This window comes from Arenibacter algicola (assembly GCF_000733925.1).
Lineage (GTDB): Bacteria > Bacteroidota > Bacteroidia > Flavobacteriales > Flavobacteriaceae > Arenibacter > Arenibacter algicola.
This window is the reverse complement of record NZ_JPOO01000003.1, coordinates 877,613-898,386: the sequence shown is the minus strand read 5'-3', so window position 1 is coordinate 898,386 and position 20,774 is coordinate 877,613. Positions and strand designations below refer to the sequence as shown.

Annotated in this window: 16 protein-coding genes; 4 read left to right on the top strand and 12 right to left on the bottom strand. The window is 40.8% G+C overall.

The genetic code is table 11. From position 1 onward, the window contains the following. Positions 1 to 56 precede the first annotated feature (56 nt). The 5 genes from U735_RS0114145 to U735_RS0114125 all read right to left on the bottom strand — a co-directional run bounded on the left by U735_RS0114145 (position 57) and on the right by U735_RS0114125 (position 6,278). Positions 57 to 1,373, bottom strand: coding sequence for an IS110 family RNA-guided transposase (locus tag U735_RS0114145; RefSeq protein ID WP_031442239.1), 1,317 nt, complete (start codon positions 1,371 to 1,373; stop codon positions 57 to 59). Between the two features lie 395 nt (positions 1,374 to 1,768). Further along, positions 1,769 to 2,473, bottom strand: a complete 705-nt coding sequence (locus U735_RS0114140) for a hypothetical protein (protein WP_083260541.1) — start codon at positions 2,471 to 2,473, stop codon at positions 1,769 to 1,771. A gap of 80 nt (positions 2,474 to 2,553) precedes the next feature. Continuing rightward, positions 2,554 to 4,242 (bottom strand): gamma-glutamyltransferase, encoded by a 1,689-nt coding sequence (gene ggt, locus U735_RS0114135; RefSeq protein WP_031444448.1) that lies wholly within the window; start codon positions 4,240 to 4,242, stop codon positions 2,554 to 2,556. A 388-nt stretch (positions 4,243 to 4,630) separates the two neighbouring features. Then, positions 4,631 to 5,443 (bottom strand): DUF5602 domain-containing protein, encoded by an 813-nt coding sequence (locus tag U735_RS0114130; protein ID WP_146032786.1) that lies wholly within the window; start codon positions 5,441 to 5,443, stop codon positions 4,631 to 4,633. 247 nt (positions 5,444 to 5,690) lie between these two features. Then, entirely contained in the window at positions 5,691 to 6,278 is a 588-nt protein-coding gene (locus tag U735_RS0114125) for an acyl carrier protein phosphodiesterase (RefSeq protein WP_031444446.1), read from the bottom strand. Positions 6,279 to 6,373: 95 nt separating this feature from the next. On the opposite strand from U735_RS0114125, the gene glmM reads away from it, so the two are divergent. Both glmM and U735_RS0114115 read left to right on the top strand, forming a co-directional pair. Further along, positions 6,374 to 7,762 (top strand): phosphoglucosamine mutase, encoded by a 1,389-nt coding sequence (gene glmM / locus U735_RS0114120; protein WP_031444445.1) that lies wholly within the window; start codon positions 6,374 to 6,376, stop codon positions 7,760 to 7,762. 62 nt (positions 7,763 to 7,824) lie between these two features. Next, positions 7,825 to 8,613: an endonuclease/exonuclease/phosphatase family protein gene (locus U735_RS0114115; protein WP_034248488.1), complete on the top strand. Its 789-nt coding sequence runs from the start codon at positions 7,825 to 7,827 to the stop codon at positions 8,611 to 8,613. Here the strand turns inward: U735_RS0114115 and U735_RS0114110 are convergent. The 5 genes from U735_RS0114110 to U735_RS0114090 all read right to left on the bottom strand — a co-directional run bounded on the left by U735_RS0114110 (position 8,603) and on the right by U735_RS0114090 (position 15,034). Beyond that, entirely contained in the window at positions 8,603 to 9,598 is a 996-nt protein-coding gene (locus U735_RS0114110; RefSeq protein WP_031444443.1) for a sterol desaturase family protein, read from the bottom strand. The genes U735_RS0114115 and U735_RS0114110 overlap by 11 nt on opposite strands. Positions 9,599 to 9,764: 166 nt before the next feature. Beyond that, complete coding sequence (locus U735_RS0114105) at positions 9,765 to 11,687, bottom strand: OmpA family protein (RefSeq protein WP_031444442.1); 1,923 nt, start codon at positions 11,685 to 11,687, stop codon at positions 9,765 to 9,767. 10 nt (positions 11,688 to 11,697) lie between these two features. Next, positions 11,698 to 12,627: a PorP/SprF family type IX secretion system membrane protein gene (locus U735_RS0114100; RefSeq protein WP_031444441.1), complete on the bottom strand. Its 930-nt coding sequence runs from the start codon at positions 12,625 to 12,627 to the stop codon at positions 11,698 to 11,700. 25 nt (positions 12,628 to 12,652) lie between these two features. Continuing rightward, on the bottom strand, positions 12,653 to 13,948 hold the full coding sequence (locus tag U735_RS0114095; protein ID WP_031444440.1) for a T9SS C-terminal target domain-containing protein: 1,296 nt from the start codon (positions 13,946 to 13,948) through the stop codon (positions 12,653 to 12,655). A gap of 138 nt (positions 13,949 to 14,086) precedes the next feature. Continuing rightward, positions 14,087 to 15,034, bottom strand: coding sequence for a lysophospholipid acyltransferase family protein (locus tag U735_RS0114090; RefSeq protein WP_316933019.1), 948 nt, complete (start codon positions 15,032 to 15,034; stop codon positions 14,087 to 14,089). On the opposite strand from U735_RS0114090, the gene U735_RS0114085 reads away from it, so the two are divergent. Further along, positions 15,033 to 15,683 carry a rhomboid family intramembrane serine protease gene (locus U735_RS0114085; protein ID WP_031444438.1) on the top strand — a complete coding sequence of 217 codons (651 nt, stop codon included), beginning with the start codon at positions 15,033 to 15,035 and terminating at the stop codon, positions 15,681 to 15,683. The genes U735_RS0114090 and U735_RS0114085 overlap by 2 nt on opposite strands. Positions 15,684 to 15,844: 161 nt before the next feature. Here U735_RS0114085 and U735_RS0114080 read toward each other — a convergent pair whose 3' ends face one another. Beyond that, positions 15,845 to 16,975 (bottom strand): TlpA disulfide reductase family protein, encoded by a 1,131-nt coding sequence (locus tag U735_RS0114080; RefSeq protein WP_031444437.1) that lies wholly within the window; start codon positions 16,973 to 16,975, stop codon positions 15,845 to 15,847. Between the two features lie 109 nt (positions 16,976 to 17,084). Further along, positions 17,085 to 17,594 carry a hypothetical protein gene (locus tag U735_RS0114075; protein ID WP_031444436.1) on the bottom strand — a complete coding sequence of 170 codons (510 nt, stop codon included), beginning with the start codon at positions 17,592 to 17,594 and terminating at the stop codon, positions 17,085 to 17,087. Between the two features lie 103 nt (positions 17,595 to 17,697). Here U735_RS0114075 and U735_RS0114070 point away from each other — a divergent pair, with 103 nt between their 5' ends. Further along, positions 17,698 to 20,598, top strand: a complete 2,901-nt coding sequence (locus U735_RS0114070; RefSeq protein WP_180994016.1) for an FAD-binding and (Fe-S)-binding domain-containing protein — start codon at positions 17,698 to 17,700, stop codon at positions 20,596 to 20,598. Positions 20,599 to 20,774: the final 176 nt, after the last annotated feature.

Here is a 20,774-nt window from a genome sequence, read left to right as displayed (position 1 = left end):
AAAATCACCTACCTGCCGGTAGACAGGCTACCATTGACGTCTACCATAGAAAACTGTTAATCAGCACTTTGTATTTTCAATGGAGTTATCCCCAACCCTAGTTCTTGTGCCATTCTTGTTACCGCCCTTTGTTTGTTCAAGAGCATTTTCTCTTGGTATTTTTGGATACCGTTCTCCACATACTCCAGTCCCTTTACAAACAATTTCCAGTACAGTTCGGCCAATTTCCTGGCCACTGCCTTTATGGCCACCAATCCTCCCTTTTTGGCCCGTATCTTTCTGCCGAAAGCGCCCAATGCAATGTGCTTGCTGTTGAGCAGGCCTACTGCTGCCTGTTTGAAGATCAGACCTGCCCTTGGGGCTCCCTTGGGTTTGTAATTGCGTTTCATTTTTCCCGAATTGTGTTGTTTTGGGGCAAGTCCCAACCAAGAGGTGAAATGTTTTTCCGATTTCCATTTCCCAAGATCGGTGCCCACCTCCGACAGCAGTTGCATCCAGTTATAATCCGTAATTCCGGGCAGGACGGTAGCATCCTTTCCCTCAAAGATCCCCAACAAGTGTCCTCCCATATTCTCTATATCCGGTCTATTGTGACGGATTGCTTTTCTTGTTCCCTTGGACCTTGGCTTTGGTGTACCGTCCAGGTCCATCTTCTTCAACACCTCTTCCAGCTTTATGTCGCACATGGCAATTTGTTCCCCATAGAAATCATAACAGGCCACGGCTTGGCCCAGTTCGAACAATGCGGCTTCCGAATAATGCCCCTTTAATGATCTTATCACCCATTCCTTTTTTGTTTTAAGTATCCTTTGATCACATAGCAATGCCAGTTTTTCGGCATTCCTTTCGCCTGATAGGATAGCGCGGACAATCCGCATCCCACTTGTCCCGTGGATCTGGCTTATTACTTCCTTCAGCCGGATATTCATCAGTATCAATGCCTTTTGCATATGGCCGATGTGCATCGCACCACTACGGATGTGGTCCTCGCGAAGGCGTTGATAGGCGCGCAGTTCCTGTACCCGGATATCGGGCACGAAACATTTGTTCAGCAGCCCATAACTATGTAATTGCTGTATCCATTGGCAATCCTTTACGTCGGTCTTTCTGCCGGGAACCTGTTTGGTGCCCGCTCCATCGACCAGCCAAACATCCAGACCTTGGGACACCAGTATATCGTACAAAATGACCCAATAGACGCCCGTAGCCTCCATGGCCACAGTTTCTATGCCATGGGCCACCAGATAAACGCCCAGAGCCTCCAGGTCCTGGGTAAAGGTATCGAAGCTTTTTACAGGCAGGTCCTCGATACTCACATACACTTTTTTTGCCCCAATGTCGATACCTGCGGCATGGGTTCTGATCTTTTTCATAGCTATATGATTATAAAACCAAATTGCCTTCAAAAAAAACAAGCTTGCAAGACTACCATACGGACATCAATTATAGAAATTGAGTACCAGATTCGCTTTCCAAATTTTTGAAAATCATGCTCGAACACAGGTAAATAACACTATTCCGACTACGATTATTTTGCAATTCGGTAGATTATGATCCAATTTACGTCATTATTACCGCTTGAAAAATAAAATTTCTTGGGTCTCGAAGTGACGGGCAGCCAATGAACATCCCTGATTACTGACTACTGAAAACTGCCCACTGATTACTGTTCACTGTTCACTGAATACTGTTCACTGAATACTGTTCACTGATGACTGATCACTAACAATTGTTCATTGCTAATTGTTCATTGTTTATTGTATTTGTATCAGCGATAACCCCTCACATCACCCATATCCAAAGTAATTGGGCCAATACTGTGTTTACTGGGCAGAAATGCGCCACTTTCCGTTACTTGCCATTCATCCCAACTGGCTTCAATGCCACCTATTGGGATAATACTTACCCACATCTTAAAACTAATGGGGAAACCGTTTGGCTGTAATTTCCATAAGTAGGAATCGCCTGGTGTGTCGCCACCAGAGGTATAGGTTACCAATAGGGCTTGGGTACCGTCTTTTAGGGATACTATGCTTCTTTCGGTACCGGGATCAAAAACTTTAAAAGGAGCTACCAGCCAAAAAGAGTCGTTGTTGAAAAAAGAGGTGGCCTTCTTGATTAATTTTTCCTTCTCCAGTCCTTCAAGCGGTATTTTATCCTTGGCAACCCTACCTTTCGCGGCTACCTTTAAGTCAAGGCTCACTACATAATCGCTCCACATGACCAAGGCGGTATCTGCTTCCTTGTCCCAACGATAATGGTGTTTCCCATTGGCAAATGACCATTCCAGGAAACGGGTTTCCAAATAGGCCTCATAATTTAGGCCGGTCAACATTTTCTGGGCCAGGGCATCCGCATTTTGGCTTTTGATACCAGAGGGCAGGGGTTCGTTGTAAATAGCATAGAGAATAGCGCCCAAGGTGAATAATAGCAGCAATACTCCAAGTAATATTTTGACTATTTTTTTGATCAATTATAATCGGTTTTTAGTGGTTCGCAATGCATCCATTGATCCTAATATACAAATTGGGCGAATACAACCTACGGTATTGCCTAAAATCCTACGGCGGTATCGTCCCCACGCTTATCGGCGCCCCCTTCAAGTTTACCGCTTGGCAATATCTTAATGGCATCTACCTTACCTATAACCGGGGTGTTTTCTTCATTAATTATGTATCCCTTGTTTTTTAGGGCGGTGAGCAAGCTCTGCTCAAATCCTTCCGGTTCAAAAATGATGGCATCGGGCAACCATTGATGGTGAAAACGCGGAGCGTTTACAGCATCCTGCATACTCATATTAAACTCATAGCAATTTAGAATCGTCTGAGCCACAGCTGTTATTATAGTGGACCCTCCTGGAGTCCCAACCACCATCCATAATGCCCCATTTTTTTCCACAATGGTAGGCGTCATACTACTTAGCATCCGCTTTTCTGCAGAGATGCTATTGGCCTCGGCACCCACTAGTCCGAACATATTGGGAACCCCTGGTTTGGAACTAAAATCGTCCATTTCATTATTTAGAAAGAACCCAAGTTCATCAGAGAACAGTTTGGAACCATAACCTCCATTAATGGTTGTTGTGGCCGCAATGGCATTTCCAAATGAATCTACAATAGAGTAGTGGGTAGTTTGGTCGCTTTCTACAATTTGTACCTCCCCATGGGATACTTCCGAGGATTTGGTAGCTTTATCAAAAGAAAAATTTTGCATTCTTTCTTGCAGGTATTGGTCCGACAAAAGTTCCATTAAAGGGATTTCCACAAAATCCGGGTCCCCCAGAAAGTAGTTTCTATCGGCATAGGCCCTACGGGCAGCCTCTGTAAACAGTTGAATGGATTTTACCGAATTATGCCCATAGCTGGATAGGTCATAGAGTTCCATCATCTTAAAAATTTGATTTATCGTAAACCCACCACTACTGGGGGGGCTCATGGATATGATTTTTAGGTCCTTATAATTGAACGTAATTGGAGATCTCCATTTGGCTTCATATTTTTCAAGATCTTCAATAGTAAGATAACCGCCTTTGGCCTGGATAAAACTGGCCAATTTTTCTGCAACTTCCCCTTTGTAAAATCCATCTTTACCCTGATCGGAAATTTTTTGAAGGGTATTTGCCAAAGCGGGGTATTTTATGGTATCGCCCGTCTTGTAAACAGTGGCAAAAAAAGTCGTATCACTATTCACTTCCATAAAAATGTCACGATAGTTTTCCAATCTTTTGGCCTGATTTTCGGTAACAACTACGCCTTTTTTGGCCAGCTCAATAACTGGCGCCATGATTTCTTTTAGGGATAGGGATCCAAATTTTTCGTGGACGGCAATTACACCGGCCACTGTACCAGGAACCCCTACGGCCGTGGCTCCCAAAGTACTTATACCCGGAATTACATTTCCCAAAGAATCCAAATACATATCTGCATGCGCAGCCAAAGGTGCTTTTTCGCGGTAGTCCAAACCTCCTGTTTCCCCATTGGCTTTCCTAAATACCATAAAACCTCCGCCACCAATATTTCCGGCATAGGGATAGGACACGGCAAGAGCCAGTTCCGTAGCAATCATAGCATCAAAGGCATTACCTCCCTTTTGGAGGATGTCCGATCCAATTTTGGAGGCCTCCGCTCTGGCAGAGACAACCATTGCTTTTTCGGTAACTAGGCCTGTAGGTATGGGGTCGGGTACGTTCCTGCAATTGATAAATAGAAGTATTCCAAGCAAGAAACCAGTTATACGGATCATAGACTAAAAATTTTCCAAAAAGATAGTCATATTCCAATTAAATTTGAATTATATGATATTATTGAAAAGATATTTATCGATAATCATTAATCCCCCGGTAAATTTGGACAATATTATAATTAATTTACTATAGGATTGAATAAATGGGAATAGGTATAAGGCAGCTAGTTAAATGAGCGCCTTGTCAATAGAATAGGGCCAATCTTCTTTTTGTTGGCGATTTCATGGGAAATTAGTTTAGGTAATTGAAAAATTCGCATAAAAAAGAGGGCGGCTAAAAAGTATTTCAACCCCTCCATAATTTGCGTATTTGAGAATAGTTCTCCGATACCTACCCGAATAAAAAAGAGGCTGTCTTGACTTTTTAGACAGCCTCTTTTTATCTTTTCTATTCGGCTTGTCGATGCACGAATTCGCTTAAAGAGATAATTTGCCTTTGATTCTTTGAATTTTGATAAACATTATAGACCGTTGGATAATAGCCGGTTTTTGCAAATTTTGTAGGTTGCGAATAGGCTTCGCTGAAAGGAACCCCACTATTTATATATGCTAGAGTATTCATAGGTTCCACAAAGGTTACCTCCCCATCGTAAGTTCCATATAGCAGTATATTGGTAAATGGGGGAGCAAAGCTCAATGGTATCCAATGGGTACCCATCATAGGCACTGCCGTACCACCGTCCGGCGGAGTTATATAGTCAACAGGCAGGTAGCCTGGTGGCGGATAATTGTCAAACTGAGGCTTTGCTTCGGGGTAGGTAGGAATTGCCTCCCGCGCGGCTACTGATGTCAAATAAAAGTGCACATCAAAATGAGGCACTGTAAACACACCATCTGGTTCATGTCCATGAGGATTCCAGTCAAAAAAGACATGATCAAAAGGGGTATTTTCTTTTGCTTTCTTGTGAAGTGGTAGGACCAATTGCACAGGATCATCACCTTCGGGCAGTTGGTTTAGTAAATTTTTGGACATTTCCACACCCAATTCTTCTGGAGTGCCGTCTTTTGCAATCATTATCCATGACCGTACATGACCTTTCCCCAAAGATATTTGGGGGCCATAGAAAGTGTTCGATTTTAAGAGGGCCTTGCTATTGACGGGTTCCAGAGTATCATCGATTGTTGACTCAGGACTACAGCTTAGAAGCATTAGGAGAAAGATCAATCCTATTCCAATGTAGTTTAAATGTTTAAATTTCATAGTTGTTGATTTTAGATAAAGTTTTAGATAAAAGCGCACGCCATTGTTTGTACAATGTTAAGAGGACTAACTGTGAGGGGAAATGAATATAAAGGGAAACTATAAGTATTTGGGGGAGCATTCCCAAATTGGAGAATGAAGCTTAAAGGTACTTATTTATAGTAATGTAATACTATATTTAGATGAAAAAAATCATGATTGTCCCTTAACAATGAATGCGTTGGTTTTGTCTGGAAATTCTTGACATTTATCGCAAGTTGAGATATTTCTGTTTGGAAAAAATAATCAGTTCATCAAAAAAATAGGTAAATTCCTTTTCAAAATCGGCATAATGTTCCTCAAGGTCCAAAATAGCAAAATTCATTTTGGATTTATTTTGGGTCCGTCTATTCATTCCATTCAAAACCCTCGATATTCCTTCCATTTTGGCATAATTCAAAATCCAATTATCCGCAATCATATAAGGCATCATGCGTTTTACACCTATGGGAAGTATATCGTAATGGTTTTCCAAGAGATCATAAAAATTGTCCACAAAGTGGGGCAATGGGGTATCGGCGTATTCCGACCAATTCTTGGCTAGAAAGTGGTCATAGAAAATGTCGACAATTACACCGCTGTAATGACTGTAGTTCTCGTGCAGTCGTTTAGTGCTCTGCCTTACAATGGGGTGCTTGTCCGTATAAGTGTCAATTGCACGGTGCAGTACAATTCCTTTTTGAATTTTTTCGGGTAGGTGCTTGTATTTATTGCCCCGAATACTGTCTGCTATAAAATTCCCAATAGTAATCTGGTCGTCTTCAAAAGATAGATATAGGTGTGCTAAAAAATTCATTGACCTCGGTTGAAGTTTATTAACCTCGAATTTACAACTTAGCGGCATAGGATTTAAACCTAACCTTTTATATTTGTAAAAATTTATAAATAAATATGACTTTAATAAAATCTATTTCCGGAATACGGGGTACCATTGGCGGTAGGCCTGGAGACAATCTCACACCTATTGATGCGGTTAAATTTGCGGCTGCTTATGGTGTTTGGTTAAAAGAATACTCTAAAAAGGAAAAACTAACGGTAGTTATTGGCCGTGATGCTAGACTTTCCGGAGAAATGATCCAGAATTTGGTAGTATCAACCCTTGTAGGACTGGGAATAGATGTGATAGACCTGGACCTGTCCACCACACCGACCGTAGAAATAGCGGTTCCCTTGGAAAAGGCCGATGGAGGAATTATCCTTACGGCCAGCCATAATCCAAAGCAATGGAACGCCCTTAAACTTCTAAATGAGAAAGGGGAATTTTTGGATGCAGCCCAAGGTGCCAAAATATTGGATATTGCAGAAAAGGAAGCCTTTAATTTCTCAGAGGTAGATGATTTGGGAACCGTTAATAGGAATGACTCCTATATCGATATCCATATAGATGAGGTGTTGGACCTTTCTTTAGTGGATGCGGATGTTATACGTGCGGCCAAGTTTAAAGTAGTGGTAGACGGGGTAAATTCTACCGGTGGCATTGCCATACCTAAACTTTTAAAGGAATTGGGGGTAGAAGTAGTGGAGCTGTACTGTGATCCCACAGGGCATTTTCCCCATAACCCAGAACCTCTAAAAGAACATTTGGGAGATATTTGTGAATTGGTGGTAAAGGAAAAGGCCGATTTCGGAATCGTTGTGGATCCGGATGTGGATCGCCTGGCGTTCATCACCAATGAAGGGGAAATGTTCGGGGAGGAATATACTTTGGTAGCCTGTGCAGATTATGTATTAGGAAAAACCAAAGGAAATACTGTTTCCAATCTATCCTCTTCAAGAGCCTTAAGGGATATTTCTGAAAAACACGGGGGCACTTATGAAGCCGCTGCCGTAGGTGAAGTAAACGTGGTGACTAAAATGAAGGCCAATAAGGCCATTATAGGTGGTGAGGGCAATGGCGGTATTATTTATCCTGAAAGTCATTATGGTAGGGACTCCCTAGTGGGAACGGCCCTATTTTTAATGTTGATGGCGGAAAGGGGAGGTACCGTAAGCGATCTAAGAGCCAGCTACCCTAGTTATTTTATGAGCAAAAAGAAGATTGAACTTACACCTGGCTTGGATGTAGACGGTATTCTAGTGGCTATGGCGGAGAAATATAAAAATGAGGAAATTTCTACAATTGACGGGGTAAAGATAGATTTTCCGGAGAATTGGGTACACTTGCGTAAATCCAATACGGAGCCCATCATCCGAATCTACACGGAAGCCAAAAGTCAGACCGAAGCAGATGGCTTGGCAGATAGAATAATAGGCGAGATAAAAACGGTAGCAGGAATCTAATAGATTAGTATAAATAAGGGTCGGAAAACACATATTTTCGACCCTAATTTTTAATTGTGAAAATGAAATATCACCTCTCAAAATTACTTCTTTTCGTTTTTTTTGGAAGCACTTCTTATTGTAGTTTAGCACAGGCAGATACACTAAGGGTGATGAGTTTTAACATCCTACATGGGGCCACGACGAAGAACGATTTTAATTTGGATACCATTGCAGGAGTGATCAACTATTACCAACCTGATTTGGTGGCTCTACAGGAGGTCGATTTTAGAACGAAAAGAGCCAAAAATTACGATTTGCCCACAGAATTGGGAATGCGAACAAAAATGGCCTCGTTATTTGCCCGAGCCATGTATTATGATGGAGGGGAGTATGGAGAAGCGGTGCTATCAAAATTTACTTTTATTGGCAGTGAGAATTTGGCGCTGCCCCATTTGCCAGATTCGGAACCCAGGGCTGCCTTGGTTACTAGGGTAAAAACCAAAAAAGGGAATACCATTCAGTTTGTGGGTACGCATTTGGATCACTTGAAGGATGAAACTGATAAGGTAATGCAGGCCAAGGCTATCGTTGCCCATTTGGGGGACACGGAATTCCCGACTTTGTTGGTGGGCGATCTCAACGCAGTGCCTAATAGCAACCCTATCACTATCCTTTCCGAAAAATTCTCAAAACCCAAACACCCCAATGCTTGGAACGGCACTTTTCCAGCAACCGGTCCCAATATTTGTATTGACCATATAATGTATAATCAGCCCGAAAAATGGCAGGTGTTGGATTATGAGGTATTATGTGAGAATTATGCCAGCGATCATTGTATCGTAATCGCTACTCTGGTATTTACTCCTTAGCCAGTTGTTCGTTTAAGTAGGCTCCACGTACCAATTTGGAAGTCTGGTGTTCACCGGTATGGCTCCAACCCGGAGGCATAATAATATAAAGGAGTTTATTCTTTAACCCGGGTGCTTTGGCTACATCTTTAAAAAGGGCAACAAATTCGCCGAAATAAACATCCAAGAAGTTGCCACTATCCATTTTACGGGTAATGCCGTATTCTATTTGGATATCATGTTGTTCCTCTTGATAAGTCCCAAAAACCTTGTCCCAAATATTCAATAAATTACAGAAATTGGTATCCATGTACAGTGGGTTTCTGGCATGATGCACCCTATGATGGGAGGGTGTTAATATTATCTTGTTCAAAAACCCCATTCTGCCATCTTTCATCAAATTTTCACCAACATGTATAAATGCCCCATAGGTACCATCTATAAACATGATCAAAAAGAGTAGAACCGGCTCAACACCCAATAGTATACATACCGTTGTTCTAATGGCATCGGCATAAGGGGCCTCCAGAAAAAAATGCGCATGGGTTACGGAAAGGTTCATTTGTTCCGGTGCATGGTGGGTAGAATGCAAACACCAAAAAAGTCGCACTTTATGCCCCCAATAGTGGTAGAGGAAATGACCAAATTCCCAAACAATATATCCATAAATAAACCAGTACCATGTCATTTTGGTCTGGAATGGGGCATAGGGTTGTAACCACCCTATAATAAGGGTCACCATAGCTATGGCTATAAATCGGCCAATAAACCTATTGAACACATAGATGAGGAAGTTAACTTTGTACACCTTGGTATTAGGTTTTTTATATACCAGACCAAGGATGAATTCCAATAGCAATAGCAAAGGGATTATGGGGTAAATTAGGGATACAACACCATCGTAAGTAGAGAAAACGCTATAATCTCCGGCTTGCAACAATTCCAGTGCCTGACTTATCCCCAAAAATCCAACAACCTCGTCATATAGGGTACCTAAAATTTCCATAATAAGTTGACTTTTTATAAATAAGGTAATAATATATTTATAAACGAACAATTTTACCACTAATTTAGACCAACGTCAATGCTGGACATCCAAAAGGTGATTCAATGGGCAGTAAATACACAAATAATTTAGTTTATCGCGCGGGGATGTGCACGTTGCTCACTCGTTATTTACCTATAATTATGAAATCGCAGCGTCTGTTGGCCAGATGGTCTTCATTGCTGCAGGGAACACCGTTGGCGCAATTATTGATCAACCGCGACTCACCATAGCCTATGGCGCTCTCAATTCTTGAGGGGTCAATTCCCATATACACAAGATATTCTTGGGTAGACTTGGCCCTGTTGTTGGAGAGTTCCAAATTAAAGGTGTCCGATGCCCGTGAATCGGTATGGGCTTCAATTTTAATTTTTACGCTTGGGAAAGCGTTCATAAAGCTCACTATCTTGTCCAGTTCTGCGGCGGCCTTATAGGTAATGTTATGTCGGTTCAGATTAAAGAATATAGGGTTTACCCTAACTTTTTCCACTCCTCCTTCGTTGACTACAAAACTTGAAAAGGTGGTTAACACGGTATTGCTGATATCTTTAAAAAGGTTAGGCGAATCTGCATTATTGACCATCTTGATTTCCTGTTTGTATTCCAGTTTAAAAAAGGCAAATATATGATTCACGCTGGGTGATAAAGCTACTTCAAAATTACCCTGTTGATCGGTAGTGGTTTCCAAAACCAATTCTTTTTCCCGATTATATACCTTTATCTTAACCTCCGGGATAGGTGATTGGCTAATTTCGTCCTTTACGGTGCCTTTGTAGACCATAGTTTCGGCTATTTTGTTAAAGGCATATAAGTCGTCATCACCCTTGCCATCTATCCTATTGGAAGAAAAATAACCGGTATTTTCAGAATTGTTTACGATAAAAGCAAAATCATCCATATTGCTATTAATGGGCATTCCCATGTTTTTTGCCATTCCAAACCCATTCTCGGATTCAATTTCAGCCTTGAAAATGTCGAGTCCACCTAGTCCAAAGTGACTGTCCGAAGCAAAATATAGGTATTGGCCTGCTATAAATGGAAACATTTCCCTTCCAGGAGTGTTAACACTGGGGCCAAGGTTGGTGGCCGGACCCAATTTTCCATCCTCCCTGATATCTACGTAATAAATATCGGTTTCCCCAAATCCTCCGAACATATTGGAAACAAAATATAGTCGCTTCCCATCCTCGGTCAGGTAAGGATGTCCAAAGGAGTATTTGGGATTATTGAATTTTAATGAAACGGCCCCCACAATGGAATCGCCTTTCACCTCTCCCCGTAAGATCTGCATATTGGAAAATCCTTTTGGATTTACTTGTAAGTCGTTGTCTTTTAGATAGTTTTGGGTGAAATAAACGGTTTTATAATCCGAAGAGTAGGTAAGTGTTCCTTCGTGAAATGAAGATTGAATATTGGAATGCAATTTTTGCACGTCTTTTAGTTCACCTGTGGTAGTATCCCTCTTGGCCGTCAAAATGGACAAATAGGGCTGCTTGTTCCAGGAATACTCCGCATCTTCCGAAGACTCCGGTGCCCGACTGGAAGAAAATACAATGGCATCTTTGTAATACATTGGGGCAAAGTCTGATAGGGGCGAATTTATTTCCAAATTCCTTATTTCGTAAGTGGGAGTCTCGCCTATAAGGCTGTCCAAATATTTTTCCTGCTCCAAAATGGTGGCAAGTTTTAATTCATCGTAATTATAGTATTCCCTTATTAGGTTGTTGGCAGTAATATATTCCTGACAGGCCTTAAGGCATTGTACATATCGTATAAAAGTTACTTCATCCACTCTTTTTTCCTTAAGGGCATAAAGTTTTTCGTACCAAATTTTGGCATTGGCATAGTCGTTTATATTGAAATAGCTTTCCGCCAGTCGCTCCACAAATAGGGGCTTTGGCCGTTTCTTATTAGATTCGAGCTGTTGGTAAACATTAATGGCTTCTATGAAATTCAAATTTTGAAAATATTCGTTCGCCTCCGCTCTGGTATTCTGTGCCAGAAGGATATTGGTTAGGAAAAGGGCGAATATGGGTAGGATTATCTTCATAGTTCTTAGCTTAGAAAAATCTAGGTGAACGGGCATTTGGCCCCCATCTTGGCATTAAGTACTTCAATATTATTTCGTGCGACCCCTGATTGTAATCGCCAAGATCTGAAATGCTATAATCATAGGAATAGCCCAGAAAAAAGTTTTTGGAAACCTGAAATCCTGCCAAGGCACTATAACTGTCATTTAACCTGTGGGAAGCTCCCAAGGTAAATTTTTGCAGGAATAGTACATTTAGGGAGGCGTCTATGGTTGGAGGTGCATTATCTATGACCTTGACCAAAACAGAAGGTTTAAGCTTTAGGGCAGCGTTGATATCCAAAACATAACCACCTATAAAATATATATGATTGTCCCTGTGGATCAAGTTTTTGTCGCTAACTACATTGGATTGATTAATAAGTATGTTGGGAATGGAAAATCCAATATACCAGTTGTCATTATATACATATATTCCAGCTCCAATTGCCGGAAGGGCATTGTAATAGTTGTCATAACTAAATAGAACATCATCTTGATCGTAATAGTTGCCTTTGGAATAATCAACTTCAAAAAAATCGATCCCTGCATTTATCCCTAACGACATTTTTACTTTTTTGCTTAAGTTTAGATAGTAAGAAAAAACCGCATTGGAACTAAACTCGGTCGATGGTCCAATGTTATCCTTAAAGATGTTGACCCCAAGTCCAATTCGATTATTAATGATTCCCGAAACTGTGAGTGCCTTTGTTTCAGGAGCTCCGTCGATCCCTATCCATTGGGCCCTGTAACTCAGGGTGGCATCCATACGGTTATTCTCGTTAACGTATGCAGGATTTATGGTAGAGGTGTTGTACATATACTGGGTATATTGTGGCAGTTGCTGTGCCAATAGACTACCTCCGCTAACAAGGATAAGCAGTGTAATGAGCTTTAGGAATTTTTTATGGGGGATCTTCATCTATAAATTTAAAGTGTAAAGCTCATTAGTCTTTTCTTAAAAATAGCCAACCGGTTTTGTTTTCACTTAAGCCGTCGGTTTTTAAAATATAAAAGTAAGTTCCAGTGGGCAAGGGGTTTCCTTTGCCTATAGTGCCACTTACATTGGCCAGTCCTCTCCAATCATTTTGGTAGGCCTTTTGCTGATAGACTAGGTCACCATATCTGTTAAATATTTGGAGTTCCGACTCGGGGAAAGTTTCTATACAGTCTATTCTGAAATAGTCGTTTTTCCCATCGTCATTGGGTGTAAATTCATTGTATATGGTAATACAGGATGGTTCCAAAGTAATTTCAGCACTATTGTTCTGCGAATTTTTATCCGCAGGAAAGGAGGTTTCGATGAGTGAATTACTACTGTAACTACCATTGGGCATTGCCTCAACTTCAAGGTTCAAAACCGCAGTTGCCTTGGCTTGTAATGAAGAAAGGCTCCAAACCTTGTTCGTTGCATCAAAGTTACCCTGGGAGGTTTTCGCATTAACATAACCAAAACCCGGGTCCAATTGCTCTTTGATCACTATATCGTTGAAATTGGACAGTCCTTCGTTTTCAACAGTAATGGTCAAAACTACTTTCTCCCCTATCATCGGGTGTTTGTTACTGACCGATTTGTTAATTTTTAAGTCTGATGGCCCATTGATTTTAACCGTAACCATTAGTCTGTTGGTACTTTCACAAGTTGAGGAAACTTGGGCTGCAAAATATTGCCTTCCATTTTGCAAAGGGGTATCAAAATCCAGTACTTTGCCTTCCAGGGCAGTGTTGTACCAAACAACATTGATTGGCTCCACCTCCAAATCGCCGACAGTCGGATTTTGACCAAACGCAAAAACTTGGACATTACTTGAAGTAGTTGGGGTGGAAGGGGCATGTAGGATGACGGAAATTGCCAATCGTTGTTCACTTTCCTTGCCATCCAATAATTGTGCGGCGTAATAAGTTGAATTATCTATTAATAGGCTGTTAGGGGCCAATGGATTGCCGTGGGAGGCACTGTTATACCAGACAATGTTGGATTCATTTATTTGAATAGCGCTTAAGGTGGGGCGGTCGAACGCGCAAAATTCCTGTTGGGTATTTTTAGTGGTAGGGGGAGATACCTCCAGTATATGATCCGCGTCCATAGGATGATCATAAAAATGAATGCTTTCGGTCTTAATGAGCTCCGGATTTATTTTTGGAATTGAGTAACATTGCTCTTGCCCAGCCAGAAAGACTACAAGGCAAAAAAATAAATCCAAAGTAAACCGGCCGATAGTTGTTTTGGTGTAAAATCTCATTTACGGCTAATAAATTTGGTTCTATAACGCAGAAAAAAATAAATTATTTAGTTTTTCTAGAATTATCCTTCGCAGCAAGGCCCACATAGATGGGCTTTTCAGAGAATTAGGAAGGAATAATTATCAGATATTACAAGTCTATTGGAATTCCACAGGTACTTTATTTCGGTGTTTCCAACGTTTGTGCGTCCAAAGGTAGTACTCCGGTTTTTCCCGTATCTGATCTTCGGTCAACCTAAGAAATTGGTCAGTAATTTGATGTTTTTTGGTCTGCTTGCCGGAGGTGGTAATGGGGATGAATTCCGCTTGGTAATACCCTCTTTTTACTTTGGAAACCTTAAGGAAGACCACTGCTAGGTCCAATTTTCTGGCCATGCTCTCGGGCCCATTAAAAATGGGTACCTTAACGCCCATAAATTCGCTCCAATACTGTGCCCTTTTTACTTGGGGGGATTGATCGCTCACCATACCATAGGCAGAAATTACCCCATTTTGGACATTTCTATATACCGTTTTTACGGTTTCCTGTTGGGTAATTAGGGTGGTGTTCCATTTGGCCCTTATTTTCTTTATTAAATCGTCAAAATAGGAATTCCCAATTTTTTGGTAAACGGCATATCCTTTGGCATTCACATAATTGTTAATGCTCACGTTCCACTCCCAATTGGCGTAATGGGAACATACGATAAGAACACTATTATCTTTAACGATGTCCTGAAGTACTTCAATATTAATGATCTTATAGCGTTCCTTTAGCTCCTCTTTGGATAGGTTCAAGGTCTTCACCATTTCCAGGAACATATCGCACATATGACGGTAGAATTCCTTTTTAATCTTTTTTATTTCCTTTTTTGACTTGCCGGGAAAAGCACGTGCAAGGTTTTCGGATACGACCCTTTTGCGGTAACCAACAACATAGAATAGCACAAAAAATACAAAGTCCGAGAAAAAGTAAAAAAGTCTAAAAGGTAATATGGAGATAAGCCATAGGAGGGGATATACTAGAATATAGACCAGAAATTGCATGCAGATATAATTAGGGCAAATATAGCTATATTTGAACCCAAAAATAATAGTTTTCTTCATGAATAACATTCATCTTGCTACCATTGCCATCATGGCTGCCAATGTCCTTGCCTCCCTAAAAGGTTTTAATAACACTACCTTCTTTGAACGTTACAAGTTCGGTGTCGGAGCTATTCAGGCAGGACAGAAAGATAGGATGGTTACTTCAGGTTTTTTGCATGTTGACCTTTCCCATCTATTTTTTAATATGTTTACCCTTTACTTTTTTGCAGATGTGGTCATTGATTGGTTTGGTCCCAGTAAATTTCTTATTCTTTATTTTATCAGTCTAGTTGCCGGGAGTTTACTGGCATTATACTTTCATAAGAACGAACCTTACTATAGTGCCGTCGGTGCCAGTGGGGCGGTAACCGGTATATTGTACTCGGCCATCCTGCTGGAGCCTGGGATGCGATTGGGAATTATGTTCATTCCTATACCTTTACCAGCTTATGTTTTAGGAATCCTCTACTTATTTTATTCTATCTATGGAATGAAAACACGCTTGGGGAACATTGGGCACACCGCACACTTTGGGGGTGCCATTGGTGGGTATGTAGTTACCTTGTTATTTAAACCCGATCTTCTTGTTACAGATAGTTTAATGGTGCTTTTATTGGCTTTGCCAATTGTGCTACTTTTTATTCTGGGGAAAATGGGCAAGATATAAGGGGCATATTATATACGGCAACTCTATAAGATTTTCATACAGGAGCGAAGCTGTTGACGATTCTAGTATTTATACAATTTTTTATATCAGATCCGGATAAAACTAAAAAAGAGGCTGCCTTCTTAGACAGCCTCTTTTTTATGTAAAATTCTGTTTTTATCTTACTGCAAAAGTTCTGAAATTTTCGACTCCAATTCAGGGCCTCTTAGGTTTTTTGCTACAATAACCCCGTTTTCATCAAGGATAAAGGTAGCAGGGATGGCTTCTACATTGTAAAGTTTGGCCACAGCATCGTTAAAGTAATCCAAACTGGATATATGGTTCCAGCTAAGTTTGTCATCTGCAATCGCCTTTTTCCAATCTTCTTCCTTTCTATCCAAGGAAACACCAATAATGTTAAGTCCCTTGGAGTGGTACTTGTTATAGATGTTGACCACATTTGGATTTTCAACCCTACAAGGTTTACACCAGGCGGCCCAAAAATCGATGATGGTCACTTTTCCCATGGCTTCTTTCAAGGACAATTCCTTACCGTCTGGGGTAGGTCCTGAAAAGTCGGGGGCAGTAGCGCCTATTGCCGTACTCTTACCTTTTTCTTCTCTGGCTTTGGCAGCTTCCAAACTTTTTAAAATGTTTTTGGCAGGCAGTGTTTCCTTTATCTCTGGGGTTAGGGCATCATACATTTTTTGTGCTTCTTCGCTCTCAATAATTCTTGTTCCAATTCCTTTCTCTATCAACAAAGCGGAAATAAGCCCATTTGGATTGTTCTTAATGAAATTCAATTCAAAATTCTTAAATTCTTCTTGAAGCTCTGCAAACTCGTCACGCAAAGAGTTTACGGTAGCTTCATTTCCGCCCATATTGGCGTTTTGCATATCCCTTTGGATGGACATTGCCTGATCGGACAAAGCCCTTGATTCACTTAGATAGTTAAAGAAAATATTATTTTGTTCAGTTCCTTTGACCTTGGCAAAATTTAAACTATCCTTTTGGGCAGTTAGTTCTATTTCACCTTTTTCGGCAACAACGGGGGTATAGCCTTGCACCTTATCAATAAAAACATACATTAAATCGGGCGAATCAACAGGACCACTAATTGTAAACTTACCGTTTTCAACTGTAGTGGTGTCAATATCATAGGGCTGATTGTTTTCATCAATTTTTCTTATAAATATTTGGGTACCGTTTTCCACATCACCGGTTAAAGTTCCATTCAATACAAAACCTTCAGGTTTACTGTTGCACGCTACAACTCCTACAAGAACAGTAAGGGATAATAATATTTTTTTCATTGTTTTTTCTTTTAATTGCCGCAAATGTACTTATATATGAGTAATAAAAAAAGCCATAAATGCTACAAGAACATTCATGGCCCAATAAATTAGTAATTAGTTAATTGTATTAAAACTGATAGCGAATACCCAAGGCTATATCGAAATCAAAATTATCAGAGAAGTCTTTGTAGCCTACTATCCCTATTTCAGGTCTAAAATCCAATGAAATTAGTAAAGGAATATCAAAGTTGTATTCTATACCAATATCCCCGGCTGCCAAAACAAATAGTCCGCCATCGGGTGTATAGAAACCTCCATTGCCATTGGGTCTTGATGCGAAATCAACACTTCCTAGACCGCCACCGGCACCATAGTACCAGTTGAAATTTCCATCCAATGGCCTAACCCACTGGTAAAGGGCCGTTAATTTAAAAGCATCAAAATAACGGCTATCCCGCCATCCAAGGTTGGCTTCCAATCTGTTGTCGCGGTCCAAAGATTTTTGATAGGAAATTTCTGCACCAAAACCATCACTGTCTCCCAAGCGTAGACCAATGGCGTGATCGGATATTTCCTGGGCACTCATAGAGAACCAGGAGCAGAACATAAATAGGGTAAATAATTTTAAAATTTTCATAAGTGTTCTAAAGTTAATTAATGTAAAAATTAAAAATTCATTATTAATCTGAAACAATAAAACTTAATTTAGTGCCCAAAATTGTTTTGAGTTGGATAAAAATATGCTAAATAAATTAAAAGGTGATTTAGAGGGCGATTTGTTTGTGGACAAATTAATGACCACCCTATATGCCACCGATGCTTCCGTATATAGAAAAATGCCAATGGCAGTGGCTTACCCGAAGACTGAAGAGGATATAAGAAAACTAATTCTTTTTGCAGGAGAGCATAAAATTGGTTTAATACCTAGAACAGCAGGAACCTCCCTGGCCGGACAATGTGTTGGGGACGGTATAGTAGTGGATGTCTCCAAAAATTTCACCAAGATTCTTTCTGTTGATGTAGATAAAAAACAAGTAACTGTCCAGCCAGGGGTAATCCGCGACGAGTTAAATCTTTATTTGGCGCCATATGGCCTATTTTTTGGACCCAACACTTCTACTTCCAACCGCTGTATGATAGGCGGAATGGTAGGCAATAACTCTTCAGGGACCACCTCCATACAATACGGGGTTACCCGTGATCAGGTGGTATCCCTACAGACCTATTTATCCGATGGCAGCAAGGTAGAATTTAAAGACCTTTCCTTGAACGAATTTCTGGGAAAAATGGCCTTGGATAATTTTGAAGGAAAAATTTACAACAGTCTTCATAAAGAGCTAAGCAATAAGGAAATACAGGCGGAAATTTTAAAGGAATTTCCAAAACCCCAGATACATAGACGCAATACCGGATATGCTGTGGACGAGTTGCTCAAGAACAATATTTTTGGGGATAGTGCCCAAGGCATAAACCTTTGTAAATTATTGAGTGGGAGTGAAGGCACCTTGGCCTTTACGACAGAAATAGTGCTTCAATTGACCGAGTTGCCGCCAAAACTTTCCGCAATGGTGGTTACCCATTACAAAACTTTGGAAGATTGCTTATTGGACGTTGCTCCCCTTATGACGCACAATCTGCATACCTGCGAAATGATGGACAAGGTAATTTTGGATTGCACCAAAAATAACCGTACCCAATTGGAGAACAGATTTTTTGTGGAAGGGGATCCCGCAGCTTTATTGATGCTGGAGGTTAAAGCGGATACCGAAGAAGATTTGGACAATCAACTTCAGCAGTTATTGGAGACCGTTAAAAAGTCGGGATTGAGCTATGCCAGCCCTATATTAAGGTTGGCCGATGTGAATAAGGCGATAGAACTTAGAAAGGCCGGATTGGGCCTTCTTGGAAATATAGTTGGAGACCGAAAGGCGGTTGCCTGTATAGAGGATACTGCGGTGGCCTTGGAAGACCTAAAGGATTTTATAGGGGAATTCACCCAAATAATGAAGGACTATAAGCAGGATGCGGTCTACTACGCCCATGCTGGGGCAGGGGAGTTGCATTTAAGACCGATCTTAAATTTAAAGAAATCTGCAGATGTGGCCTTGTTCAGGTCCATTACTACAGACGTGGCCAAACTTACCAAAAAATACCATGGATCCTTTAGCGGGGAACACGGTGATGGAATTGTAAGGGCCGAGTTTATTCCACTAATGATCGGACAGAAGAATTATGAGCTCCTTAAACGGGTAAAGACCTATTTTGACCCACAAAATATTTTCAATCCAGGAAAAATTGTGGATGCCTATCCCATGGACGAGTCCCTGAGGTATGAAATTGACCGCGAAGAACCGGAAATAAAAACCTTGATGGATTTTTCCGATAGTGAAGGCATTCTAAAAGCGGCCGAAAAATGTAATGGTAGTGGGGATTGTAGAAAGACACATTTGGTATCCGGAGCCATGTGCCCCAGTTATCATGCCACCAAAAATGAAAAGGATACTACAAGAGGCCGTGCCAATACCCTGCGCGAATTTTTGACTTCTTCGGAAAAGACGAATAAGTTTAACAATAAGGAGCTAAAAGAAGTTTTTGATCTTTGTTTAAGCTGTAAGGCCTGCTCCAGTGAATGCCCCAGTAATGTTGATGTGGCCACACTTAAAGCTGAATTTCTTTATCAATATCAGGAAGAGAACGGGTATCCCTTAAGGGCGAAGCTTTTTGCCTATAATACCAAGCTTAATAAATTGGGAAGTAGTATGGCAGGTATTACCAATGCCATGTACGATTCCAAAATATTTGGCGGATTGCTTAAGAAGTCGGTCGGAGTAGCAGAGCAACGTAGTCTGCCAAAAGTCTATAAGTTCGATTTTGATAAGGAGCTTCAAAAAGCTAAGGTTCAGGCAAATACGACCAGGTCCAAAGTTGTGCTTTACATAGATGAATTTACCAACTATTTGGATGTTGATCTGGGTAGGGATGCTATTGAAGTGCTGACGCGATTGGGGTATGAGGTGGAACTTTTTTATGCAGAGAGTGGAAGGACCTATATTTCCAAAGGATTTTTAAAGCAGGCCAAAAAATTGGCGATTGGGAATGTGGATAAACTTTCGCAGCTAGCCGAAAAGGGACTTCCAATAATTGGATTGGAACCTTCCGCCATACTTACGTTTAGGGATGAATATAAGCGATTTGGTTTAGACAAAAAGAAGATGGATGCCGTTGCTGCCAATTCTTTTTTAATAGAAGAATTTTTGGCCAAAGAAATTCAGATAGGTGTTTTAACATCCGATCTATTTACCCAGGAAGCCAAGACTGTAAAGATCCACACACATTGTCATCAAAAGTCAATTTCCAATCAAAAGGTAACCTTCGACATATTGAATCTTCCAAAAAATTATACTGTTTCTATAATAAGTTCCGGATGTTGTGGTATGGCAGGATCCTTTGGCTATGAAAAGGAGCATTATGAGGTAAGTATGCAGGTAGGGGAGCTAAAGTTGTTTCCGGCAGTGAGAAAGGCCAGTGAGGACGTGATCATAGCAGCCAATGGCACCAGTTGTAGGCATCAGATATATGATGGTACGCAAAGGAAGGCCTTGCATCCTATTTCAATACTAAAGGAGGCGCTTATAGCCTAATTGGTTTTATTAGTGAAACTCAATTTTGAGAAGTCAGTAAGACGCACTGAAAATTGCAAGTTGAACTAATCCCGCCCTTTTCGGCGGGATCTAGGTTCAATACCTCGACCCTTGGGTCGATTCCTATTATCGGGTTCAGGGCCTGCCTTTGTCGGTAGACAGGCTTGCCCTGAGGT